At 41.5% G+C, this 15,043-nt stretch carries 28 protein-coding genes and 1 tRNA gene; 22 read left to right on the forward strand and 7 right to left on the reverse strand.

Features of this window, described 5'->3' with window-relative positions; all coding sequences use genetic code 11:
• Window positions 1-22: 22 nt before the first annotated feature.
• The gene (locus DTQ70_RS04030) at window positions 23-511 is read right to left on the reverse strand and encodes a hypothetical protein (RefSeq protein WP_122929621.1); all 489 of its coding nucleotides are present in this window, start codon (window positions 509-511) and stop codon (window positions 23-25) included.
• Window positions 511-1,038 (reverse strand): hypothetical protein, encoded by a 528-nt coding sequence (locus DTQ70_RS04035; protein WP_164489856.1) that lies wholly within the window; start codon window positions 1,036-1,038, stop codon window positions 511-513. Before DTQ70_RS04035 ends, DTQ70_RS04030 begins: the two co-directional genes overlap by 1 nt.
• A gap of 164 nt (window positions 1,039-1,202) precedes the next feature.
• Here DTQ70_RS04035 and DTQ70_RS30580 point away from each other — a divergent pair, with 164 nt between their 5' ends.
• Together DTQ70_RS30580 and DTQ70_RS04040 are read left to right on the forward strand one after the other, a co-directional pair.
• Window positions 1,203-1,379 (forward strand): hypothetical protein, encoded by a 177-nt coding sequence (locus DTQ70_RS30580; RefSeq protein WP_164489857.1) that lies wholly within the window; start codon window positions 1,203-1,205, stop codon window positions 1,377-1,379.
• Between the two features lie 15 nt (window positions 1,380-1,394).
• Window positions 1,395-1,673, forward strand: coding sequence for a hypothetical protein (locus tag DTQ70_RS04040; RefSeq protein ID WP_122929623.1), 279 nt, complete (start codon window positions 1,395-1,397; stop codon window positions 1,671-1,673).
• Between the two features lie 62 nt (window positions 1,674-1,735).
• On the opposite strand, the gene DTQ70_RS04045 is transcribed toward DTQ70_RS04040, so the two are convergent.
• Genes DTQ70_RS04045 through DTQ70_RS04055 form a run of 3 tightly spaced genes read right to left on the reverse strand, consistent with a single transcriptional unit; the run spans window position 1,736 to window position 3,134 of the window.
• A complete protein-coding gene (locus tag DTQ70_RS04045; protein ID WP_122929624.1) occupies window positions 1,736-1,963 on the reverse strand; it encodes a hypothetical protein in 228 nt (75 codons plus the stop codon).
• A gap of 29 nt (window positions 1,964-1,992) precedes the next feature.
• Entirely contained in the window at window positions 1,993-2,229 is a 237-nt protein-coding gene (locus DTQ70_RS04050) for a hypothetical protein (protein ID WP_122929625.1), read from the reverse strand.
• Entirely contained in the window at window positions 2,226-3,134 is a 909-nt protein-coding gene (locus DTQ70_RS04055; RefSeq protein WP_122929626.1) for an amidoligase family protein, read from the reverse strand. The genes DTQ70_RS04050 and DTQ70_RS04055 overlap by 4 nt, the downstream gene beginning before the upstream one ends.
• A gap of 237 nt (window positions 3,135-3,371) precedes the next feature.
• Here DTQ70_RS04055 and DTQ70_RS04060 point away from each other — a divergent pair, with 237 nt between their 5' ends.
• Window positions 3,372-4,085, forward strand: a complete 714-nt coding sequence (locus tag DTQ70_RS04060; RefSeq protein WP_164489858.1) for a phage integrase SAM-like domain-containing protein — start codon at window positions 3,372-3,374, stop codon at window positions 4,083-4,085.
• A gap of 34 nt (window positions 4,086-4,119) precedes the next feature.
• Window positions 4,120-4,305, forward strand: coding sequence for a hypothetical protein (locus DTQ70_RS04065; protein WP_122929628.1), 186 nt, complete (start codon window positions 4,120-4,122; stop codon window positions 4,303-4,305).
• Between the two features lie 354 nt (window positions 4,306-4,659).
• Here the strand turns inward: DTQ70_RS04065 and DTQ70_RS04070 are convergent, their stop codons facing one another.
• Both DTQ70_RS04070 and DTQ70_RS04075 read right to left on the reverse strand, forming a co-directional pair.
• Window positions 4,660-5,892 (reverse strand): phage integrase SAM-like domain-containing protein, encoded by a 1,233-nt coding sequence (locus tag DTQ70_RS04070; RefSeq protein ID WP_122929629.1) that lies wholly within the window; start codon window positions 5,890-5,892, stop codon window positions 4,660-4,662.
• A 372-nt stretch (window positions 5,893-6,264) separates the two neighbouring features.
• Window positions 6,265-6,738, reverse strand: coding sequence for a helix-turn-helix transcriptional regulator (locus tag DTQ70_RS04075; protein WP_122929630.1), 474 nt, complete (start codon window positions 6,736-6,738; stop codon window positions 6,265-6,267).
• 288 nt (window positions 6,739-7,026) lie between these two features.
• On the opposite strand from DTQ70_RS04075, the gene DTQ70_RS04080 reads away from it, so the two are divergent.
• From DTQ70_RS04080 to DTQ70_RS04170, 18 genes are all read left to right on the forward strand, one after another.
• Entirely contained in the window at window positions 7,027-7,284 is a 258-nt protein-coding gene (locus DTQ70_RS04080) for a hypothetical protein (protein WP_122929631.1), read from the forward strand.
• Window positions 7,285-7,361: 77 nt separating this feature from the next.
• Window positions 7,362-7,706 carry a hypothetical protein gene (locus tag DTQ70_RS04085; RefSeq protein WP_122929632.1) on the forward strand — a complete coding sequence of 115 codons (345 nt, stop codon included), beginning with the start codon at window positions 7,362-7,364 and terminating at the stop codon, window positions 7,704-7,706.
• Window positions 7,706-8,026: a hypothetical protein gene (locus DTQ70_RS04090; RefSeq protein ID WP_122929633.1), complete on the forward strand. Its 321-nt coding sequence runs from the start codon at window positions 7,706-7,708 to the stop codon at window positions 8,024-8,026. The genes DTQ70_RS04085 and DTQ70_RS04090 overlap by 1 nt, the downstream gene beginning before the upstream one ends.
• The gene (locus tag DTQ70_RS04095) at window positions 8,023-8,280 is read left to right on the forward strand and encodes a hypothetical protein (protein WP_122929634.1); all 258 of its coding nucleotides are present in this window, start codon (window positions 8,023-8,025) and stop codon (window positions 8,278-8,280) included. The genes DTQ70_RS04090 and DTQ70_RS04095 overlap by 4 nt, the downstream gene beginning before the upstream one ends.
• Window positions 8,267-8,518, forward strand: coding sequence for a hypothetical protein (locus tag DTQ70_RS04100; RefSeq protein ID WP_122929635.1), 252 nt, complete (start codon window positions 8,267-8,269; stop codon window positions 8,516-8,518). Before DTQ70_RS04095 ends, DTQ70_RS04100 begins: the two co-directional genes overlap by 14 nt.
• Window positions 8,511-8,963: a DUF4494 domain-containing protein gene (locus DTQ70_RS04105; RefSeq protein ID WP_122929636.1), complete on the forward strand. Its 453-nt coding sequence runs from the start codon at window positions 8,511-8,513 to the stop codon at window positions 8,961-8,963. The genes DTQ70_RS04100 and DTQ70_RS04105 overlap by 8 nt, the downstream gene beginning before the upstream one ends.
• 104 nt (window positions 8,964-9,067) lie before the next feature.
• A tRNA-Met gene (locus DTQ70_RS04110) sits at window positions 9,068-9,139 on the forward strand.
• 155 nt (window positions 9,140-9,294) lie between these two features.
• Window positions 9,295-10,695: a hypothetical protein gene (locus tag DTQ70_RS04115; protein WP_122929637.1), complete on the forward strand. Its 1,401-nt coding sequence runs from the start codon at window positions 9,295-9,297 to the stop codon at window positions 10,693-10,695.
• A gap of 12 nt (window positions 10,696-10,707) precedes the next feature.
• On the forward strand, window positions 10,708-11,016 hold the full coding sequence (locus DTQ70_RS04120) for a hypothetical protein (protein WP_122929638.1): 309 nt from the start codon (window positions 10,708-10,710) through the stop codon (window positions 11,014-11,016).
• A gap of 445 nt (window positions 11,017-11,461) precedes the next feature.
• Complete coding sequence (locus tag DTQ70_RS04130; protein WP_122929640.1) at window positions 11,462-11,821, forward strand: hypothetical protein; 360 nt, start codon at window positions 11,462-11,464, stop codon at window positions 11,819-11,821.
• A 53-nt stretch (window positions 11,822-11,874) separates the two neighbouring features.
• The gene (locus tag DTQ70_RS04135; protein ID WP_164489859.1) at window positions 11,875-12,225 is read left to right on the forward strand and encodes a hypothetical protein; all 351 of its coding nucleotides are present in this window, start codon (window positions 11,875-11,877) and stop codon (window positions 12,223-12,225) included.
• On the forward strand, window positions 12,225-12,506 hold the full coding sequence (locus DTQ70_RS04140) for a hypothetical protein (protein ID WP_122929642.1): 282 nt from the start codon (window positions 12,225-12,227) through the stop codon (window positions 12,504-12,506). The genes DTQ70_RS04135 and DTQ70_RS04140 overlap by 1 nt, the downstream gene beginning before the upstream one ends.
• 2 nt (window positions 12,507-12,508) lie before the next feature.
• Window positions 12,509-12,868 (forward strand): hypothetical protein, encoded by a 360-nt coding sequence (locus DTQ70_RS04145; RefSeq protein ID WP_122929643.1) that lies wholly within the window; start codon window positions 12,509-12,511, stop codon window positions 12,866-12,868.
• A 2-nt stretch (window positions 12,869-12,870) separates the two neighbouring features.
• On the forward strand, window positions 12,871-13,254 hold the full coding sequence (locus tag DTQ70_RS04150; protein ID WP_122929644.1) for a hypothetical protein: 384 nt from the start codon (window positions 12,871-12,873) through the stop codon (window positions 13,252-13,254).
• Window positions 13,241-13,612, forward strand: coding sequence for a hypothetical protein (locus tag DTQ70_RS04155; protein ID WP_122929645.1), 372 nt, complete (start codon window positions 13,241-13,243; stop codon window positions 13,610-13,612). The genes DTQ70_RS04150 and DTQ70_RS04155 overlap by 14 nt, the downstream gene beginning before the upstream one ends.
• A 159-nt stretch (window positions 13,613-13,771) precedes the next feature.
• A complete protein-coding gene (locus DTQ70_RS04160) occupies window positions 13,772-14,002 on the forward strand; it encodes a hypothetical protein (protein WP_122929646.1) in 231 nt (76 codons plus the stop codon).
• Window positions 14,003-14,059: 57 nt separating this feature from the next.
• A complete protein-coding gene (locus DTQ70_RS04165) occupies window positions 14,060-14,551 on the forward strand; it encodes a hypothetical protein (RefSeq protein WP_122929647.1) in 492 nt (163 codons plus the stop codon).
• Window positions 14,551-15,027: a hypothetical protein gene (locus tag DTQ70_RS04170; RefSeq protein ID WP_122929648.1), complete on the forward strand. Its 477-nt coding sequence runs from the start codon at window positions 14,551-14,553 to the stop codon at window positions 15,025-15,027. Before DTQ70_RS04165 ends, DTQ70_RS04170 begins: the two co-directional genes overlap by 1 nt.
• Window positions 15,028-15,043 lie beyond the last annotated feature (16 nt).

Raw genomic sequence — 15,043 nt, forward strand, 5'->3', positions numbered from 1 at the left:
TAACTAATAGGACTTTATCGCTCTACCAACGGTGGTCAAACAGCGCAGGGCGTGAGAATACCCCCGCAAATTCAATCTGAAAACCACGACGTTGGAGTGGTGTCGTAATCTCGTATTTCCGACTCGAAAGCCGCAGTTTTTGGCTGATATTGCCCACCAGCCGCCATCGGTCATCCATGTCACGTGCCCTCGCCACCCAATATTGCAGCTTCATCAGCTCCAGTTGCTCCAATACCGTTTTGGTATCTTTCGGATAAAACCCACCTAGCCGTATTTCGTAGCTTGTCCCTTGTGTGCTATCGTTGTCGATTTCCGAATAAAACGAAGTATTGTCATCAAACTCAATCCGAATCCACTTCCAGCCCGATTTCAGCGTCAAAGGCCCCACAAAGCCTAGTCCGCTCGGTATCGCCATCGTTTGGATGGCCACCGCTGGCACCACCTCAATATACTGTAGCCCACCCTCACCATTTTCGCAAGGGTCGTACGTAAGCAATAAGTCTTCAAACATTATTTGAGAAGTTTCGCTGGTAAAAATTTGATGTAAGTATCCACGTTTGTGCCATACTTTCGTCGGATGCGATAATACATCTTGCGGGTTCGCTCGTCAGGAAACTCCTTCTCGTAGATGTCGTATCTATCCCGAAACTCATCAATACACTGTTGTATATCAGAGCCGCCAGTGATGAAGTGGTGGTACAGAATGTACACCATCAGCTCGGCATACATCATTTTTAGTAGCATCCGGTTAATGTGGAAGCACTGCTCAATCGGCACGTCGCTGCCCTGCCTGAAAGCCACCCAGCTCCCGAGCAAACATTTGAACGGTTCAGTTAGGTGCTCATACTTTTTTTTACGTGGAGTTTTTTCACTTTTAAACGAAGTTTTCTTGACTCCAAGATTCACAATACTCCCCAAGAGAGAGTTGTAATCGATTTCCAGCGGTTCGCTAAAATGCTCACGTAGGTACTTTGCCGTAGCAGGTTCAAGGTAGATGTAGGTGGCCACTTTAGGCCAAGATTTTGTGGACTGAGTCATAAAAAGTAAGTATCTTTGGAGAGCCAATTCCAAGAGACTTACCCTACTGAAGCCCGCCGCCAAGCGGGCATTTTTTTTGTAAAAAAAACACTTTTTTTTGATAAAATACTTGTTACATAACGTAACAAAATGTACCTTTACATCATCAAACAAATCAATAACACATGGACATAAAAAAACAAATTGAATTGGCTATCGCGAGGCTCGAACGCGAAAACGCCCAACTTGCCAAAGTCTTAAACTCCTTTTCAGAGAATTATACCGAAGAGCAAATCAATCAAGTTCTTGATGAAATTCTGAAAAACAAAGAACTAATCGAAAAACTAAAAAGGGGGCTATAGCCCCCACCCACTTCTATGAATATCGAAGCACAAAACCAACTAGCCGCCGCCTTGGCAGCCTCTCGTGAGGCTCGCCAAAGTGCGATTGCCCTCCTCATGTCTGAAGGAGAAACCATTGAACTCTCAGACTGGGTAACTATAAAAGAGTACGCCAAACGTTTCAATTTGGAGAGTACAAACGTGGTCTCTAACTGGATTAAGCGGGGCATTATTCCTGCCGAAAATGTTAGGGAAATTCCTGAGCTAAATAATATAAAACTCATCAAGGCCGTGCCTTACATGGAGCCTGCCTAGTAGTTATTTAAAAGATTTGTTTGATAATCCCGAAACCCCGTTGGTCTTACCGACGGGGTTTTTTATTGTGGTTGCAACTCAGGCGTGTTAGAAGCGAATGGTTGCCGTAAAGATAAAGCGTGGGTTCGTAGTGCTTCTTCATAAATTCGCTCAAGATATTCTTGGTGCATAGTAGCAGGAATGTGCTTTATGAGCAATGTATCGTTTGCTAAAATAAACTCCTTGAGCTGTTCCACATTCATTTTCATAAGCCTTGACAGCTCCTTTTTTGTAAGTTTCTTCTTTTCCATACCACTACAGTTTTATTTAAAAATGTAAATCAAATACGCTGCCAATACCCAGCCTTTTCCAAGTCAGCCACAAAATTTTCGTAGCTGTCGGTTCGTACCTCCCACTCAAGGCCATTGTATTCTCTTACCCGTTCGGCGGTTTCTTTTAGGTATTCCTCCAAAGTCTGTTCAGCTCCAAAGCGGCTACCATCGCGTAGCGCTTCGAGAAGCAACTGAAGGGAGGTGCCTGTTATCACCTCCCCGTTTCTGTCTTTATATTTTATCATGCGGCCAGTTGGTTTTGTCTAGTTACCAAATAGTTATATACTTCTGCCTGATTAAATTTCTTTAGGGTTTCAAAGGTAGTGGTTTCCACTCGCTTAGTTTTTGAGTACTCTACCAAATTGTGTAAGAAAATCACCCAGTTCGAAATCTTCTTAAATTCAACCGTTCCCGAGTGCTGCCGAAACTCAATCGTGCGATGGCGTTCGTAAGCCTGCATATTTACTTTGAAATATCGGCTACCAAATCCGCTCGCTATTTTTGAAATGCTATCCGCATTTTCAATTTTCGTTTCATGTCCTCTTAGTGTCCGTGTATAGCTGTTATTGTTTCCGCGTCGGCTATGTGGCATAAAACTATCAATCGCTTCTTCAAGCTTTGCGTAGTTCAACAAAAGGTTTTTCGTTTGTTGAAGTCCCATTTGGGTAGCATCAAAATGAATATGTAAACCGCAGGTTTTATTGATTTTTACGTTCAAAGTTTCAAGTACCTCGCATACTTTTTCAAGTTCGTTCAGCCCGCTCATTCCTTCTAAAATAGGGCTTACCAATTCAAAAGTATTAACCCCCGTCAGGCTTCCGTCCGTTACCAGCTTCCAGTGTCGGCGGGTGCTATGGTTATACCGTTCAGTTTCGGCGTATATTCCCGCGCTTCGTAGTGCGTTTTCAACTCGCTGCATTTCAACCCCGTAAGCCTCAATCTCCACTCCAAATTTACGATTGAAAGCTATAAACCGAAACTCTCTCCCGTTTACGTTTTCAGGCCAGTATTTTGCAAACACGTTTTGAACAAATCCGTAGTTCCCGCCAGTCAAATCAGCCACTTGGCGGCGTGTAAGACCTAGCTCAAGCAGGCGTCTAATCTTCTCCGTTTTTGTAAAATTTGCGCTTAAAATTTCTTGCGTATTCATCTGATTATCTGTGCGTTATGTTCGTTTTTGATAGGACAAAACACGCACTTTCCTTCCCGACAAGCAAGTTTATTCGCTAGTTTTTTTAACAAAAATATTAACATATATTAATGTAATATAAATATATGTTAATATTTTTGAAGCTGATTTACACTTGGCAGAGTGCAAATAAAAACCCCATTAGCTGGCAGGCCAATGGGGCAAAAACGTAACCATAAATCCTAAATTACAATTACGATGCAAGTTAACCAGCAACATCTATTTTTGCCCTATTTAAGGGGAAAAACTACCGCCATGCTCGATGATAACTCATATTCCGAAACCTACATCCGTCGGCATTTAAGGCTTCATTCACTCTTAGCAGAGTTTTGCCCCAACGACCCGCTTGATTTATCGCAAATCAACAACGACTTCATGGCCTCCTTTGAGAGTTTTTTAATGGAAAAATACCGTAACAGCAGCGTCGCCACACATTTACGGTTATTCAAAACAGTCCTAAAGTCACTGTGCGACGAAGTGCAGCTTCCTTGTCCAGTCACTCTCCAACTAAGCGCCCACACGGCTGTCAAGCATTACACTACCTATGCCGATATTATTGCCCTTTTGAGCCTGAAGCTCTCATGGTCACAAGAACATGTTCGAGATAAATACGTAATTCAATGTTATACAGGTCTCGACTTCCATCTTCTCAATCAAATCCTTACCAATCCTCACAGGTATCATATCAAAAAGGATAACAAAGACTTCTTTTTTTACAATCTAAAATTCATCCCATTACCACCTACTGTGGTAGCTATCTTAGACCGACGCAGTTGGCAATTTCGGCCATCCTCACTACAGTATTACAACCGTATCATCAAAGAGATTGCAAGTCAGGCAGGGCTACAGGGGCCTTTCAGTAGCCGCTCTGCTATTTACTCCTTTGCTGCCAATGCCCTAAACTATGGATAGTATATGCTACATTTGTGCAGTAAATACTAACTTTATGAGCGAACAATCCACCGAAAAAAAGTACCGGATACTTAAAGCAAAGCTCGACGTAAACGATGACTATTTTGCAAAACTCCTAAAATTCAAAAGCACAGCATCATTCCGAAGTAGCACTGCACGTGACCGTTTTGTGGAAGCCATTGTCAATTTTTATGAGCACGTCAAAGAGCCATTGGAATAATTTTGCTATCGTTTTTCAAATAAAGTCTATCACTGGAAGCGCGGCTCTGGCGCTGATGGCGTAGTCATAAAGTTTTTTTGATAGCAAAAGTTGGCGCAGCGAGCTGCGGTACTGAAAGCCAGGAAACAACTTTTGCTATCAAAATACTTCTGATGTTTTTCTGAATAAATGTACAATTACACTTCTTTTTTTATAGTTCTATCGTGTGATTATCAGGTGTTTGGCTAGATAGATGTACAAAAAAATGTAGATTTACAAATCGTTTTTTTAGCCGATTCTGTGACTCAGCTTCCTGCTCAATTGCTAGGGCCGTCACAGGTAATTTTTCAAAGTAAGGTAAAAAGGTATTAAAGTTTATGCTATTTTCTGTCGGCGAATCTCATGGATCACTCGACGCTCATCCTCTCTTACGTAAGAGTCTAAGCTCCTATCACTTTTTAGACCTAACACAACTTTTACCGCTTCTCGGCTCCAGCTGAGTTCGTTTAGAAGCCAATCGGCCAAGGTCTTGCGTCCTGCTTTTACGCTTAGTTCTGGATGAATGGGTCGCAGATTAAGGCGCTGACGTTCATCAATGGTCATTGCCTGAATCACTAGATTCAATTCAGTGGCCATCAACTTCAAGTAGTCATTCATTTTCTGGTTAGAAATGATTGGCAGTTTATTCCAATCTCCATACTTGGCGATGATTTCTGCTACGTCGGGCCATGCACTGGAGGGAACTTTTGCGAGTTCGTTGGTCTTAACTCGGTTCCAGTTGATAAAATCTACCCCAGCAACGGTACGAATTGTACTCTTGCCAACAGCAGCCATTTGCTTGAGGTCTTTATAGTGGAATCCTGTGCGACAATAAATACTGAACACGTCTGCCACTTTTTGAAGTTTTTCAGTCGAAAATTTGTGCCTGCGCAACAATTCAAACTGTTCAACATCCAAGTAAATGTGTGGTTTGACCTTCTCATGCTTAATTTTATAGCCCTCAAGTGGGTTTTGGGTAATGTACTTTTCAACTTTTGCCCAGTTCAGCATTTGCTTAACGACCGATTGGTGTTTTCGGATGGTAGCCTCGGCAAAATCCTCTCGTAGAAGGTACTTTTGGTATTGCTTGAGCATATCAACGTCAAAGCTTTCCGCATTTTCAGTTAGTTTTTTCTTGGCGATAAGAAATTTTACAACAGTATCGCCAATGTCCTCATATCGGTCCACTGTTTGCTTCTTTGGGCGGCCTTCGTCACGAAGCTCCTTTATCCACTTATTATACAGGTCAGGCAAAGTGTATTCCTGAATACCCACTTTATACATTTCTTTCAGATGGGCAGGGGTAAAAGGTTTCTTTCGGAGTACCAAAAGGGCATAAAGCTCCATGAGGTCGCTTTCGATTTGGCCAATTCGGGCATTTTTGCTCACGTAATCTTTGTCAGTTGATTTAAACCGTTGACGTTCTTTGTCAAAGTCATCCCAGCGGCCCGAGATTGAAGTACTATACAACTCAGCCCTAACGCCATTGATTGTAATACGGTGGTAGATGGTGCAGGTGTGCGTTTTTCGCTCCTTTTTAGATTGATGCCTGAAGAACAGGATTTCCATTCTTTTTTTTCATAATTTATTAAGTAGTTTAAAATTGGGGGGGCAAACCAACGCCAAACGACTTAAACGACATAACTTTTAGGGATACAAATAATTGCCCATTTAGTAAACGGTAACGCCAACCGATAGCCCGTGAGGAAAAGGCGATAGCCCGCGCGATAACCCGCGAACGCAACTTTTGAAAAATGAGGGGCTAAACGTCTGAAAATGAAGCAAAAAAACCTGCCTTTTAGGGGCAGGTTGTCAAATAGAAGGTCTTCAAGTGATCCCGCTGGGACTCGAACAAAAACAGTTAATTTCCTCTTGTTGACTGTGTTAAGTACGTAACTTAACAAGTGTGCCACCGACTTTTCACCCTCGAACCCAAAAAAATTAGGCACTCGTGCCTAATGCTTCAACGCGAAAGTACTTCCCTGTTGAAGGATGTTCGATAATTACTAAGCCAGTCTCTTCAGTAACACACTCAGGCTTTCCCAGTAGATCCATTAAACGATCTATCTGTTTGTCTTTTTGTGCTATTTGCTGATCTTTTACCTCAATTTGACGGTTTAGCCTCTCGAAATTGCTTTCGAGCTTTTGTAAATATTCTTGTAGGTACTCGCCAGAACGTACTACATTTTCAGACGACCTAAAAATTGTACCTTCTCCCATAAGTAACCAGTCTCTACTTACCTGCGGGTAAACTTGAAAAATTGTTTCAAGTAGTTCGTATCCAGGCTTACTCTTTCCATCCACAATATTTGAAATTGTAGTAGAGTTTTTTGCGATTGAAAGCGCAAAAGAATGATTTGATTTGCCAAGTTCTTTAATTAAGACCTTGAAACGCTCTGCAATGTTATTCTCCATTGTTTCTAGTTTTGCGTTACTGTTTATATGAAAAAGCTGGTGTGTAGTGGCAATTTTACTAATATAATGCACTTGTTTTTGTTATAAAAATCTAAAAATTTACAATAGCTAATTGTTTGAATATCAAATAGTTAAAAAATTATTTCTATTTTAATAAAAATTAATTCTTATTAAAATATGAATTATTGCGATAATAATATTAATATTGTATCGCAATACAACAGCAAATCAACAGCTTTTCAGCAATTTTTTATACTAATGGCTGAAAAAAATTATTAAGCGGTAAAAATGACTCTAGAAGAATTAAGGGCCAAGTACCACGAAAAGGTAATCCCTAGACAAGCTCGTAGTGAGATTAGAGGCGATTTTATGAAGGAGTTCGGTTATGTGCATAACCAACAGTTTGCTATGAAACTTAAAGTCGGTTCGTTGTTGATACCTACGCCAAAAGAATTTGATTGGTTATGTAGCAAAATTGAAAAGTACTACAATTACTATTTGCCTAATACTAAGCAACTTGAGCTACCACATGAAAAAGTGGCTTGAGTTGGCAGAGTGCGGGCTAGTATTGCTCGAAATAATTTTGAGTTTTTGGATCATTCTTAACATACGCAAAAAGTAATATGGAAAATGTAAACAACATTCCTGATCAAAAGGAAGTACCATCAAACATCAAAAAATCAGAACAAGCTAAACTTGTAGCTGTCAGCTATCTCCTGGAAGAGTTGAGACAGATGGCCCTAAAAAAAGCAGACATCGAAAAGTTTTATTTAACCCTTGGATATGCAGAAGGGACAGTACAAAGAATGTTGCAATCATCTGAAGGGGATGAGTTTGATTGGCTAGGAAATGTGACCGAGCGCGTAGAAAAGTTTAAGAAAGTAGAAACGTCTGGAAGAATGCCTATGAGTGATTTGCTCGATTCATTGAGCACGAGTTCCATTAGCCCCCGAAAAGGATTTTTGTAATGGCAAACGTATTGCTATCGAACGATAAGAGCCTACGCCTCAAAGAGGCAAACGAGGCAATGGCTCGGCTCATGTCAGATGAGAACATAGCTAATGGCTATGTTGGGCGTTGTTGCATGAATGACGTAGCTCGACACGTAGATGCTGCAGGTACAACGCTTGGCTATTTTTTGAAGTCTTACTTTGCGGCTTCCAGTGCTCCAGTGGCAGAAATTGAACTGGTGAAGAGTGAAAAAACAGGCGAGTTTCGATGTACGTGTAACCGAACCTTTCAGAGCTCACATGCTCTAAGAGGTCATAAAAGAACGTGTAAACTATGAGACATTGGTTTAAGTCAGAGATTCACCCCAACTGCCAGGTGTATGTGGAGCTGGAGCAAAAGCTCCAAGCTGATGGGTTTCCAAAGTTAGAACCTAGACTGTTGGGTTTCGTTCAGGCTACTCGTTCGGTAGAGGCGGCTTATGTGTTTGAGCCTGAGCAAACACCCGTGTCGGTTAGCGAAAACTCTACAGTGTGGCAGGCTAAAATGGCGATTCAATCAAAAATCAAATCGATAGAAGATGCAAAACACTAACGCCTGGGCACAGTCCATAGTGGACAAACTAAGCCGATCGCTCCGTAAAATTCAGAAGCTGGAGGCAAAAATAACACGATACGACCGCGCCCCTGAGTGGCGACGTATATTGATGGGAGGTATGATTTTTCGCTCACTCCTCGAAGTGAGGCTGATGATTGCTGAAGATGCTTATTTTAACCTGACGCTATCGGTTAGGGAAGAACGTGACACCGTAAACACCAAGCAAAATGCCTAGCTGGAGCCTAGTCAAAATCAAATATACCCAGGAACAAGAGAACGGTTCCTTGAAGACAATCAATGAAACTTGTCTTGTTGATTCTGTTAGCTTTACAGATGCCGAAGCTAGGGCATTTAAGGTGCTAAGTGAAGTGTTGCAAGAATTTCAAGTTGTAAGCATCGCCAAAATGAAGCTCTCTGACGTGTTTCATTTTGAGGATGAAGCTGGAGAGAAGTGGTACAAAGTGAAGATGTTCTACGTGTCGATTGACGACAGCAGGGGAGCGCCGAAAGAAAAGAAAATTATCAGCTACATGCTTGTCAATGCCGACAGCGCCAAACAGGCCATTGAGCGCATTGAAAAAAGCCTAGCCACAATGCTGATTCCCTACGAAATTACAGATGTTATTCTCACTCCGATTTTAGAGGTGTATCCCTACGTGAGTGAGGAACAAGAAGAATAGAGTTTTTCATAAAGTTGAGTAAATCTGGATTGCCTGGGGGCGATGCCCCCGGGCCAATTTCTCAACGAACAAGACGCACAAAGCGAGAGTAGAGAGTAGCCCAACGCGGGGTAGAGCAGTGGTAGCTCGCAGGGCTCATAACCCTGAGGTCGCTGGTTCGAGTCCAGCCCCCGCTACAAACTAAAGTCGTGGTGTACAGGTATTGTATCAATCTCAGGAGATACAAGGGGTTCAATACCCCCACCATGACCAACGAGGACGCCAGTCAAGTTCGTGGCCTCAGGGGGAGTAATGCCCCCCTGTAGGTCGCATGGATAAACTTTGTCTAAAAATGAATCTAACGCAACAAATCAACTACGACCAGGCCATCAGACGATGGTGCGCGAGGGTTGAAGAGTACAACGAGAATTGTGAAACATTCGTCTCAAAGCGAACGTCTTTGACGGTTGATGGTGAGGTGGTTACGAAAGAATTCGTAATGAAAAAGGGCACTCTGAAAGGCTCTGTCAAGTCAACAGGAATGCACTTAATCGCACTCTATTCGCAAGCTTGGGCAAAAGCCAATGCCGCAGTGCATGGCATGGCTAGGCCCGTCGACGTGTACGTGGCGACCAATCGCGTGGAGTTAGGTGCGCGCTTGAGTCGATCGGGTAGAAGCTGCTATGACCACATCAGGAAGCTTATTTCGGTCGGATTAATTGAAAATTATTCGTTTTGTGGCCGCCAGCACAGTTTCAAAATATGGATTTCTCCAAAAATTCTGTTTGGCGAAGCGGAAACCACGCCTGCTGTAGCAGCCCAAAAAATGCCTTCTTTCGCGCCAGTACGGCAAAAAATGCCGCCTATTTATAACCCACTGAAACAATATACAACTACAATAAGTGCGGACAAATGTGGACAAACACAGATACATGACCACGGAAACAACAAGGATCCGCACAGTCATGGGCAAAATGGCCAAGAAACCGCTTCTTATAAGCCTGTAGCCACGGAAACAAGACAGGGGGGGCGCGCGGCCGCCGAATACGCCGAGCTGGAAAAGATGTGGATAAGCTTGCCGAACTACCTCAGAAGCCTAACCACGGGCTTTTGGAAGGTAGCTAAAACGCAACTCTACCCACGATGCCAGTTTACGGAAGAAGACCAACGGCAGGCGATTTTGGAAATTTACGAAGGTGTGTTTGGAAAGTTTGCGGTGGCACAGAGCGACGTAGCCTGGGCAGATTACTACAATGAGCTGATGGACAGAATGCAGCTTGCAAAACGGTGGTTTGATAAACACCCCGATCGATCGCCAGATATGCCCTACCGATGCAAGAAAAAGTTAGGCTATTTTGACCCGAAAAACAATTTTGGCTTTGCGCGAACAGCCGAATGGTTTGCCAAGGATTCGTTAAGAAAGCGTGAAAATAGGGTTGAATTTCTACTAAACAGCGCCCGAATTGATTTTGAACGATGGGCATCGGGTAAGCCCCGTGCCTCACACATTGGTAAGGACGAACTACAGCTTTTTGTCTATTACCAAAATTGGGCGAGAACCTACGGAAAAGAGGTTGAAGCGAAGTTTAGCGCTCAGTATTTAGAGCAAAAGGCACGCAATTTTGAGCCGAAAAAGATACACCGCCTCTCCATCAGAGCGCAGAAGAAGCAACAAAAAGACCAAAATCCGACGCAAGTGGTCTATGTGGAATCATGGATGTCGGAATTTGGGGAAGGATTTTATTCATATTAACTACTCACAATTATGGGACAATTATCAGAACAAAAACGTAGTGCGCAGCACTACCACGCTACCAGAGCTGTAGCCGTAAGATTCACCAACATGAAGCCATGGGAGGCAGCGAAAAAAATGTACGATAATCAATATCTGTACAAGCTTCGTGGAAAGAAAGGCTACCCGCCGAGCTACTGGGAGAGCCATTGGAAGCAACAAATTAAAGAATGGGGGCCGCTGGTGCTTGAAGCCTCTATTCATGATGTAACCCATAATACCGATTTGACAAGCCAAAATCGGATAGCGCAATTGGTAACAAATGGCCACTTTTTATTTTAAAAATTTGTGAAATGAGTAAAAAATTTTGGAAAACAATGTCAGTTCATCATCGTATTTGGTACAAGGAAATTTTTAAAAACTTGTATGGTGATTCCTTTTATGGATACAGATTTTGGTTCTTTATTGCAAACACACATACATCAGTAAGAGATTGGTATTTTGAATTTGGCGAATCATTGCCTAAAAATTTACCAATAAAACTCCTTGTTTATGGTTAAATAAATCTTTACAAGTCATTATGAATAAAATTATTTTTCACGAAAACTGCCGTCAGCACGAAGCCGTTGCAAAGGCAAAACGAATGCTTAACAAAATTAAAAAGCAATATTAGGAGTTTTATTGTAACATAAAACTTACTGGTATCAATGATATTGATAGGGGAGAAGTAAAACTTTGTTTTGAACTCTACTTAACAAAACTGAAAGACCATATTGAAAAACAGCTTTTGAGAAATCAAAAACTTGTCAAGGGTGATTGGAATGCAGAATATGAAGAGGGTTATGATATACTGACTTTCCAAAATAAATCACAGTTGATTGAAGCTATTTATGAAGTGTATAGCTTCATTTGGGATAACTACCCTGATATTGAGTTTCAAAGATCCGATGTTTTTATTTTTAAGGAAACAACTTCAGAAGGAAAATATAAAGAAGCCAAGAATTACTTCCAATCTAACCCTGTGAATGGTTTTAACCAAGAACTTTTTGTCGTACTTAACAATGGAGCCTCAAAAATGGTGCATGGAATTACGTTTTCGCACTATCATTTTTCTGATGCTACGGGTGTCTATGTGAAGTTCCAATAACCTGATTCCTAATAAAAAATGATAGCAAACCTTCGATGCAATTTATTAAAAACATGACACAACAAGAATTTGAAGAGCTCTTTGAGCTTGAGACCGTGATACGCCAGTACAAGCATGAAAGTGAGTTGCTTGACTATAAATTTCTCAATAAGAAACGAGAGATAATATTGGTAATTAATTTGGAGCTAAAAAGAAATCCACTGTTAGACCTTGATTCATCAGTTGAAGACCCACTTCCCGAGGAAAGCAAGTATGAAATTTGGGGAGCTGGCGACCATGAGGCTAGTGAAGAATACAGCACCAATGCCCGCATTATGCGGGCAGGAGTTGAAGCAATGCTCAAAGAGATGAATGATGTTATTATCGAACTGGAAAGTGAAAGGAATAAAAAACTAAATAACTAATGGTTAAAACAATTTTTACAGGTCATACTTTAGACCTAAAAAGCATCTTGGCCATCGGGCCCGTGATGCAAAAAACAGACGCTTTACTTAAGACTTTGTATTTCGAAATCACATTAAAAGGCGGATCAGTGATTTGGCATGGATTCTATTTTGCCGAAACTGGGTATGCTTTTAATGAAAAGCAGTGGAATGAAAATATTGATAGCTCAAAAGAGCAACGAAGAAAATTGGTGGAGGAGTGGATAGCAGCAAATAAAGGTTTCAGTTTTAAAATTATTTGATTATGAGCAAGATAAGCGCGTTTGAAATATTGAGCAAGATGTCTGACGCTAATATGGCCATAGCCCTGTCAGATACCTTGGTTGAAGGTCGTAAAGTAAAACAAGGGGCAGTTCTTGGAATAGGGGTTTCAGAGGAATGGTATGATAAGGTACTTGTCTTAGGTTATCCAACAAAACTATTAATATTTGATCCTGATCAATATAAACAGATGGAGGCAATGCAGAATAGTTCAGAGGAAAGAGATTTTTTTGGCAGAACTGATATGATTGATTTTGCCCGCTGGTACAGTGAGAATAAAATCGATTCAATTTCGGATAACACATTATTAGTGATGTATTTGGACTCACCAAAAGAATCTTAACCATGGCACATCCCTGTTTTTGTTGCAGTGGAGAATGCTACTGCAATGGTTCTATTGATGATGTAATCGTTGATAAAACCCCAAAGAACTGTAATGGTTGCGACCATTGTCAGGAACAGGTTTTTGACCGTGAGAAATTATACGATGAAATCATAGAAGGTGTTTGTCACGAATGTAAAACACATGATTACTTAGTAGATGTATTGGATCCTGAAACTGGAGAACCGACAGGAAAGCTACTCTGCCATGATTGCTGTGGAAATGAAGGGCATTGTTTTGGTTGTGGTGTTTTAGCTAGTGATGATTTAGAGTATCATAATTCACGAATAGGTAATTACTGTGCTAATTGCCAAGAACAAATTTTGGATAACTATGAATATGATTAGAGAAATTCCACTTCACATAGAGCTAAGGGTCTATTTTAGGGAGGCCGATTTTCTTGGTGCTTATTTTAAGCGTGTATGGTATGACCTTGACGCTCTGGGGAAATATGCCCCCGACCAACATTTTGTTTTGGTAGAGTATTATAAAAAGCAATTTGTAAAGGATCATCTGAGAATTTCTAGGCAATATAAACGAGTCAGTAAAAAAAAGAATTCGACTTATGGGTTAAATATGCCTGTAAGTATTGCTAGGATCTTATGGAAAAACTGGCAAAATGAGGTGATTTTTGATGAACTTAAAAACGTTCTTGGTGGGATTGATGGATGTCTTAAAAATCTGAACTTAGAACCACATGACTAAAAAGAAACAGAAATACAGCAAGAAAGCTGTGATTGAGTTTTATGCTAAAAAATACCGTTTTAGCATGAAGCATGTAAGAAAAGCATTTAAGCTTTTATCTTTTCATGCTTATAAGTATCCTGAACATAGGAGACTATTTTTGCAGCGTAATAATATTCGATGAAAATTACCTGGACATACTTCCCAAAGCCTGAGTGCAAACCTGTGACGCTCACGGTCATCTATTTGAACTCACTGGTGATGGATAATTACCTACACGTGGAGACCAACACGGCATTTGTCAATTGGGAACTGTTTCGGGTTTTTCGGGATGGAAATCTGAAACAAAGGCAGTTGGCGTATAAAAGCCTGACTAAAATAGACCAAATAGATAGTAAATGGTTGCAATAATGTACTTAAATTATCGTAATTTAAGTGCCTAAATCCACCTCTATCTTAACAGTCTAAATGAAAAATCCTGGCATTGACATTGTCATCGAAGTGAGCGACTTAGCAGCTCCTTGGCTCATGGCAAGAATGAAAGATAAGCCGCTCCAGATCGATTGGAGCAACGTCCTAACGAACTATTTGTTCTGGACTGCGCAGTGCCCACGTGTGAAGGACACGAGTATTAACCCTAAGTGGAAAGAACTGCCCATCTCAATTTCACAGTTTCACCATCGACGTTTCAATTTTTTTACGCCAACCAAGCCCCAACCCATTTACTCGTTGCTCGAAACTCGCCCATGGGTGAAGTATGTGGAAACGCTCGTACGACAGGAGCTGTACCAATACATGCTTGAAGTAGGCCAAAACGATGGTTATGAGATGTTTCGACGAAAGTATAATTATAACACTGATTGCCTAGACATGGAACGCGAAATAAGAACGTTTCACAATCACCGTTCCCAAGGTACCGTACAGATGTTTAGTTCCTTCCCTTTTGAAATGGCCCTATAATGAGAGACATCGTAAGAAAACTCCCCAATACCAACCCCGCAGGGGTGATGCTGATCCAATGGTCTCCCGTGGAAGCGGTGCGCCAATGGACGACCAAGAGCCGTGGCAAGTACACCTCAGAAATTCTTTTCTTTGAAGGGTGGCGTTGGTTTGATTTGTATGGTATTCCAGAAACTTTGTTCTTTAGAGAGCCTAAAAAACGGGCCGCTCCTGGTCCTTATTACGAAACATCAGCAGGGTGCGTTGTGCCGGGTGATGATGAAGAATTTCGCGACGTGTTCGAGTGGGCAGAAGATCGCCGATTTATTGTACGAACCAAAGACCACGTTGGCGACTGGAGGCTCGTGGCCACGCCCTGGCATGGCCTCAAAATGGAAACTGATTTTGATACCGACCGCATCATGGCGGGTCAGCGTGGCTTTACAGTGAGCTTTGAAGGGCGTACACCGTCAGCAAGTGGGATATATGCGTTTTAGGGCTTTGCCTTACTTT

Source organism: Runella sp. SP2 (assembly GCF_003711225.1).
In the GTDB taxonomy this organism is placed as follows: domain Bacteria; phylum Bacteroidota; class Bacteroidia; order Cytophagales; family Spirosomataceae; genus Runella.

Coding starts and splice junctions, on each gene's coding strand:
- DTQ70_RS04030 (WP_122929621.1), bottom strand. CDS start 511: ATGTTTGAAGACTTATTGCTTACGTACGACCCTTGCGAAAATGGTGAG.
- DTQ70_RS04035 (WP_164489856.1), bottom strand. CDS start 1,038: ATGACTCAGTCCACAAAATCTTGGCCTAAAGTGGCCACCTACATCTAC.
- DTQ70_RS30580 (WP_164489857.1), top strand. CDS start 1,203: ATGGACATAAAAAAACAAATTGAATTGGCTATCGCGAGGCTCGAACGC.
- DTQ70_RS04040 (WP_122929623.1), top strand. CDS start 1,395: ATGAATATCGAAGCACAAAACCAACTAGCCGCCGCCTTGGCAGCCTCT.
- DTQ70_RS04045 (WP_122929624.1), bottom strand. CDS start 1,963: ATGGAAAAGAAGAAACTTACAAAAAAGGAGCTGTCAAGGCTTATGAAA.
- DTQ70_RS04050 (WP_122929625.1), bottom strand. CDS start 2,229: ATGATAAAATATAAAGACAGAAACGGGGAGGTGATAACAGGCACCTCC.
- DTQ70_RS04055 (WP_122929626.1), bottom strand. CDS start 3,134: ATGAATACGCAAGAAATTTTAAGCGCAAATTTTACAAAAACGGAGAAG.
- DTQ70_RS04060 (WP_164489858.1), top strand. CDS start 3,372: ATGCAAGTTAACCAGCAACATCTATTTTTGCCCTATTTAAGGGGAAAA.
- DTQ70_RS04065 (WP_122929628.1), top strand. CDS start 4,120: ATGAGCGAACAATCCACCGAAAAAAAGTACCGGATACTTAAAGCAAAG.
- DTQ70_RS04070 (WP_122929629.1), bottom strand. CDS start 5,892: ATGGAAATCCTGTTCTTCAGGCATCAATCTAAAAAGGAGCGAAAAACG.
- DTQ70_RS04075 (WP_122929630.1), bottom strand. CDS start 6,738: ATGGAGAATAACATTGCAGAGCGTTTCAAGGTCTTAATTAAAGAACTT.
- DTQ70_RS04080 (WP_122929631.1), top strand. CDS start 7,027: ATGACTCTAGAAGAATTAAGGGCCAAGTACCACGAAAAGGTAATCCCT.
- DTQ70_RS04085 (WP_122929632.1), top strand. CDS start 7,362: ATGGAAAATGTAAACAACATTCCTGATCAAAAGGAAGTACCATCAAAC.
- DTQ70_RS04090 (WP_122929633.1), top strand. CDS start 7,706: ATGGCAAACGTATTGCTATCGAACGATAAGAGCCTACGCCTCAAAGAG.
- DTQ70_RS04095 (WP_122929634.1), top strand. CDS start 8,023: ATGAGACATTGGTTTAAGTCAGAGATTCACCCCAACTGCCAGGTGTAT.
- DTQ70_RS04100 (WP_122929635.1), top strand. CDS start 8,267: ATGCAAAACACTAACGCCTGGGCACAGTCCATAGTGGACAAACTAAGC.
- DTQ70_RS04105 (WP_122929636.1), top strand. CDS start 8,511: ATGCCTAGCTGGAGCCTAGTCAAAATCAAATATACCCAGGAACAAGAG.
- DTQ70_RS04115 (WP_122929637.1), top strand. CDS start 9,295: ATGAATCTAACGCAACAAATCAACTACGACCAGGCCATCAGACGATGG.
- DTQ70_RS04120 (WP_122929638.1), top strand. CDS start 10,708: ATGGGACAATTATCAGAACAAAAACGTAGTGCGCAGCACTACCACGCT.
- DTQ70_RS04135 (WP_164489859.1), top strand. CDS start 11,875: ATGACACAACAAGAATTTGAAGAGCTCTTTGAGCTTGAGACCGTGATA.
- DTQ70_RS04140 (WP_122929642.1), top strand. CDS start 12,225: ATGGTTAAAACAATTTTTACAGGTCATACTTTAGACCTAAAAAGCATC.
- DTQ70_RS04145 (WP_122929643.1), top strand. CDS start 12,509: ATGAGCAAGATAAGCGCGTTTGAAATATTGAGCAAGATGTCTGACGCT.
- DTQ70_RS04150 (WP_122929644.1), top strand. CDS start 12,871: ATGGCACATCCCTGTTTTTGTTGCAGTGGAGAATGCTACTGCAATGGT.
- DTQ70_RS04155 (WP_122929645.1), top strand. CDS start 13,241: ATGAATATGATTAGAGAAATTCCACTTCACATAGAGCTAAGGGTCTAT.
- DTQ70_RS04160 (WP_122929646.1), top strand. CDS start 13,772: ATGAAAATTACCTGGACATACTTCCCAAAGCCTGAGTGCAAACCTGTG.
- DTQ70_RS04165 (WP_122929647.1), top strand. CDS start 14,060: ATGAAAAATCCTGGCATTGACATTGTCATCGAAGTGAGCGACTTAGCA.
- DTQ70_RS04170 (WP_122929648.1), top strand. CDS start 14,551: ATGAGAGACATCGTAAGAAAACTCCCCAATACCAACCCCGCAGGGGTG.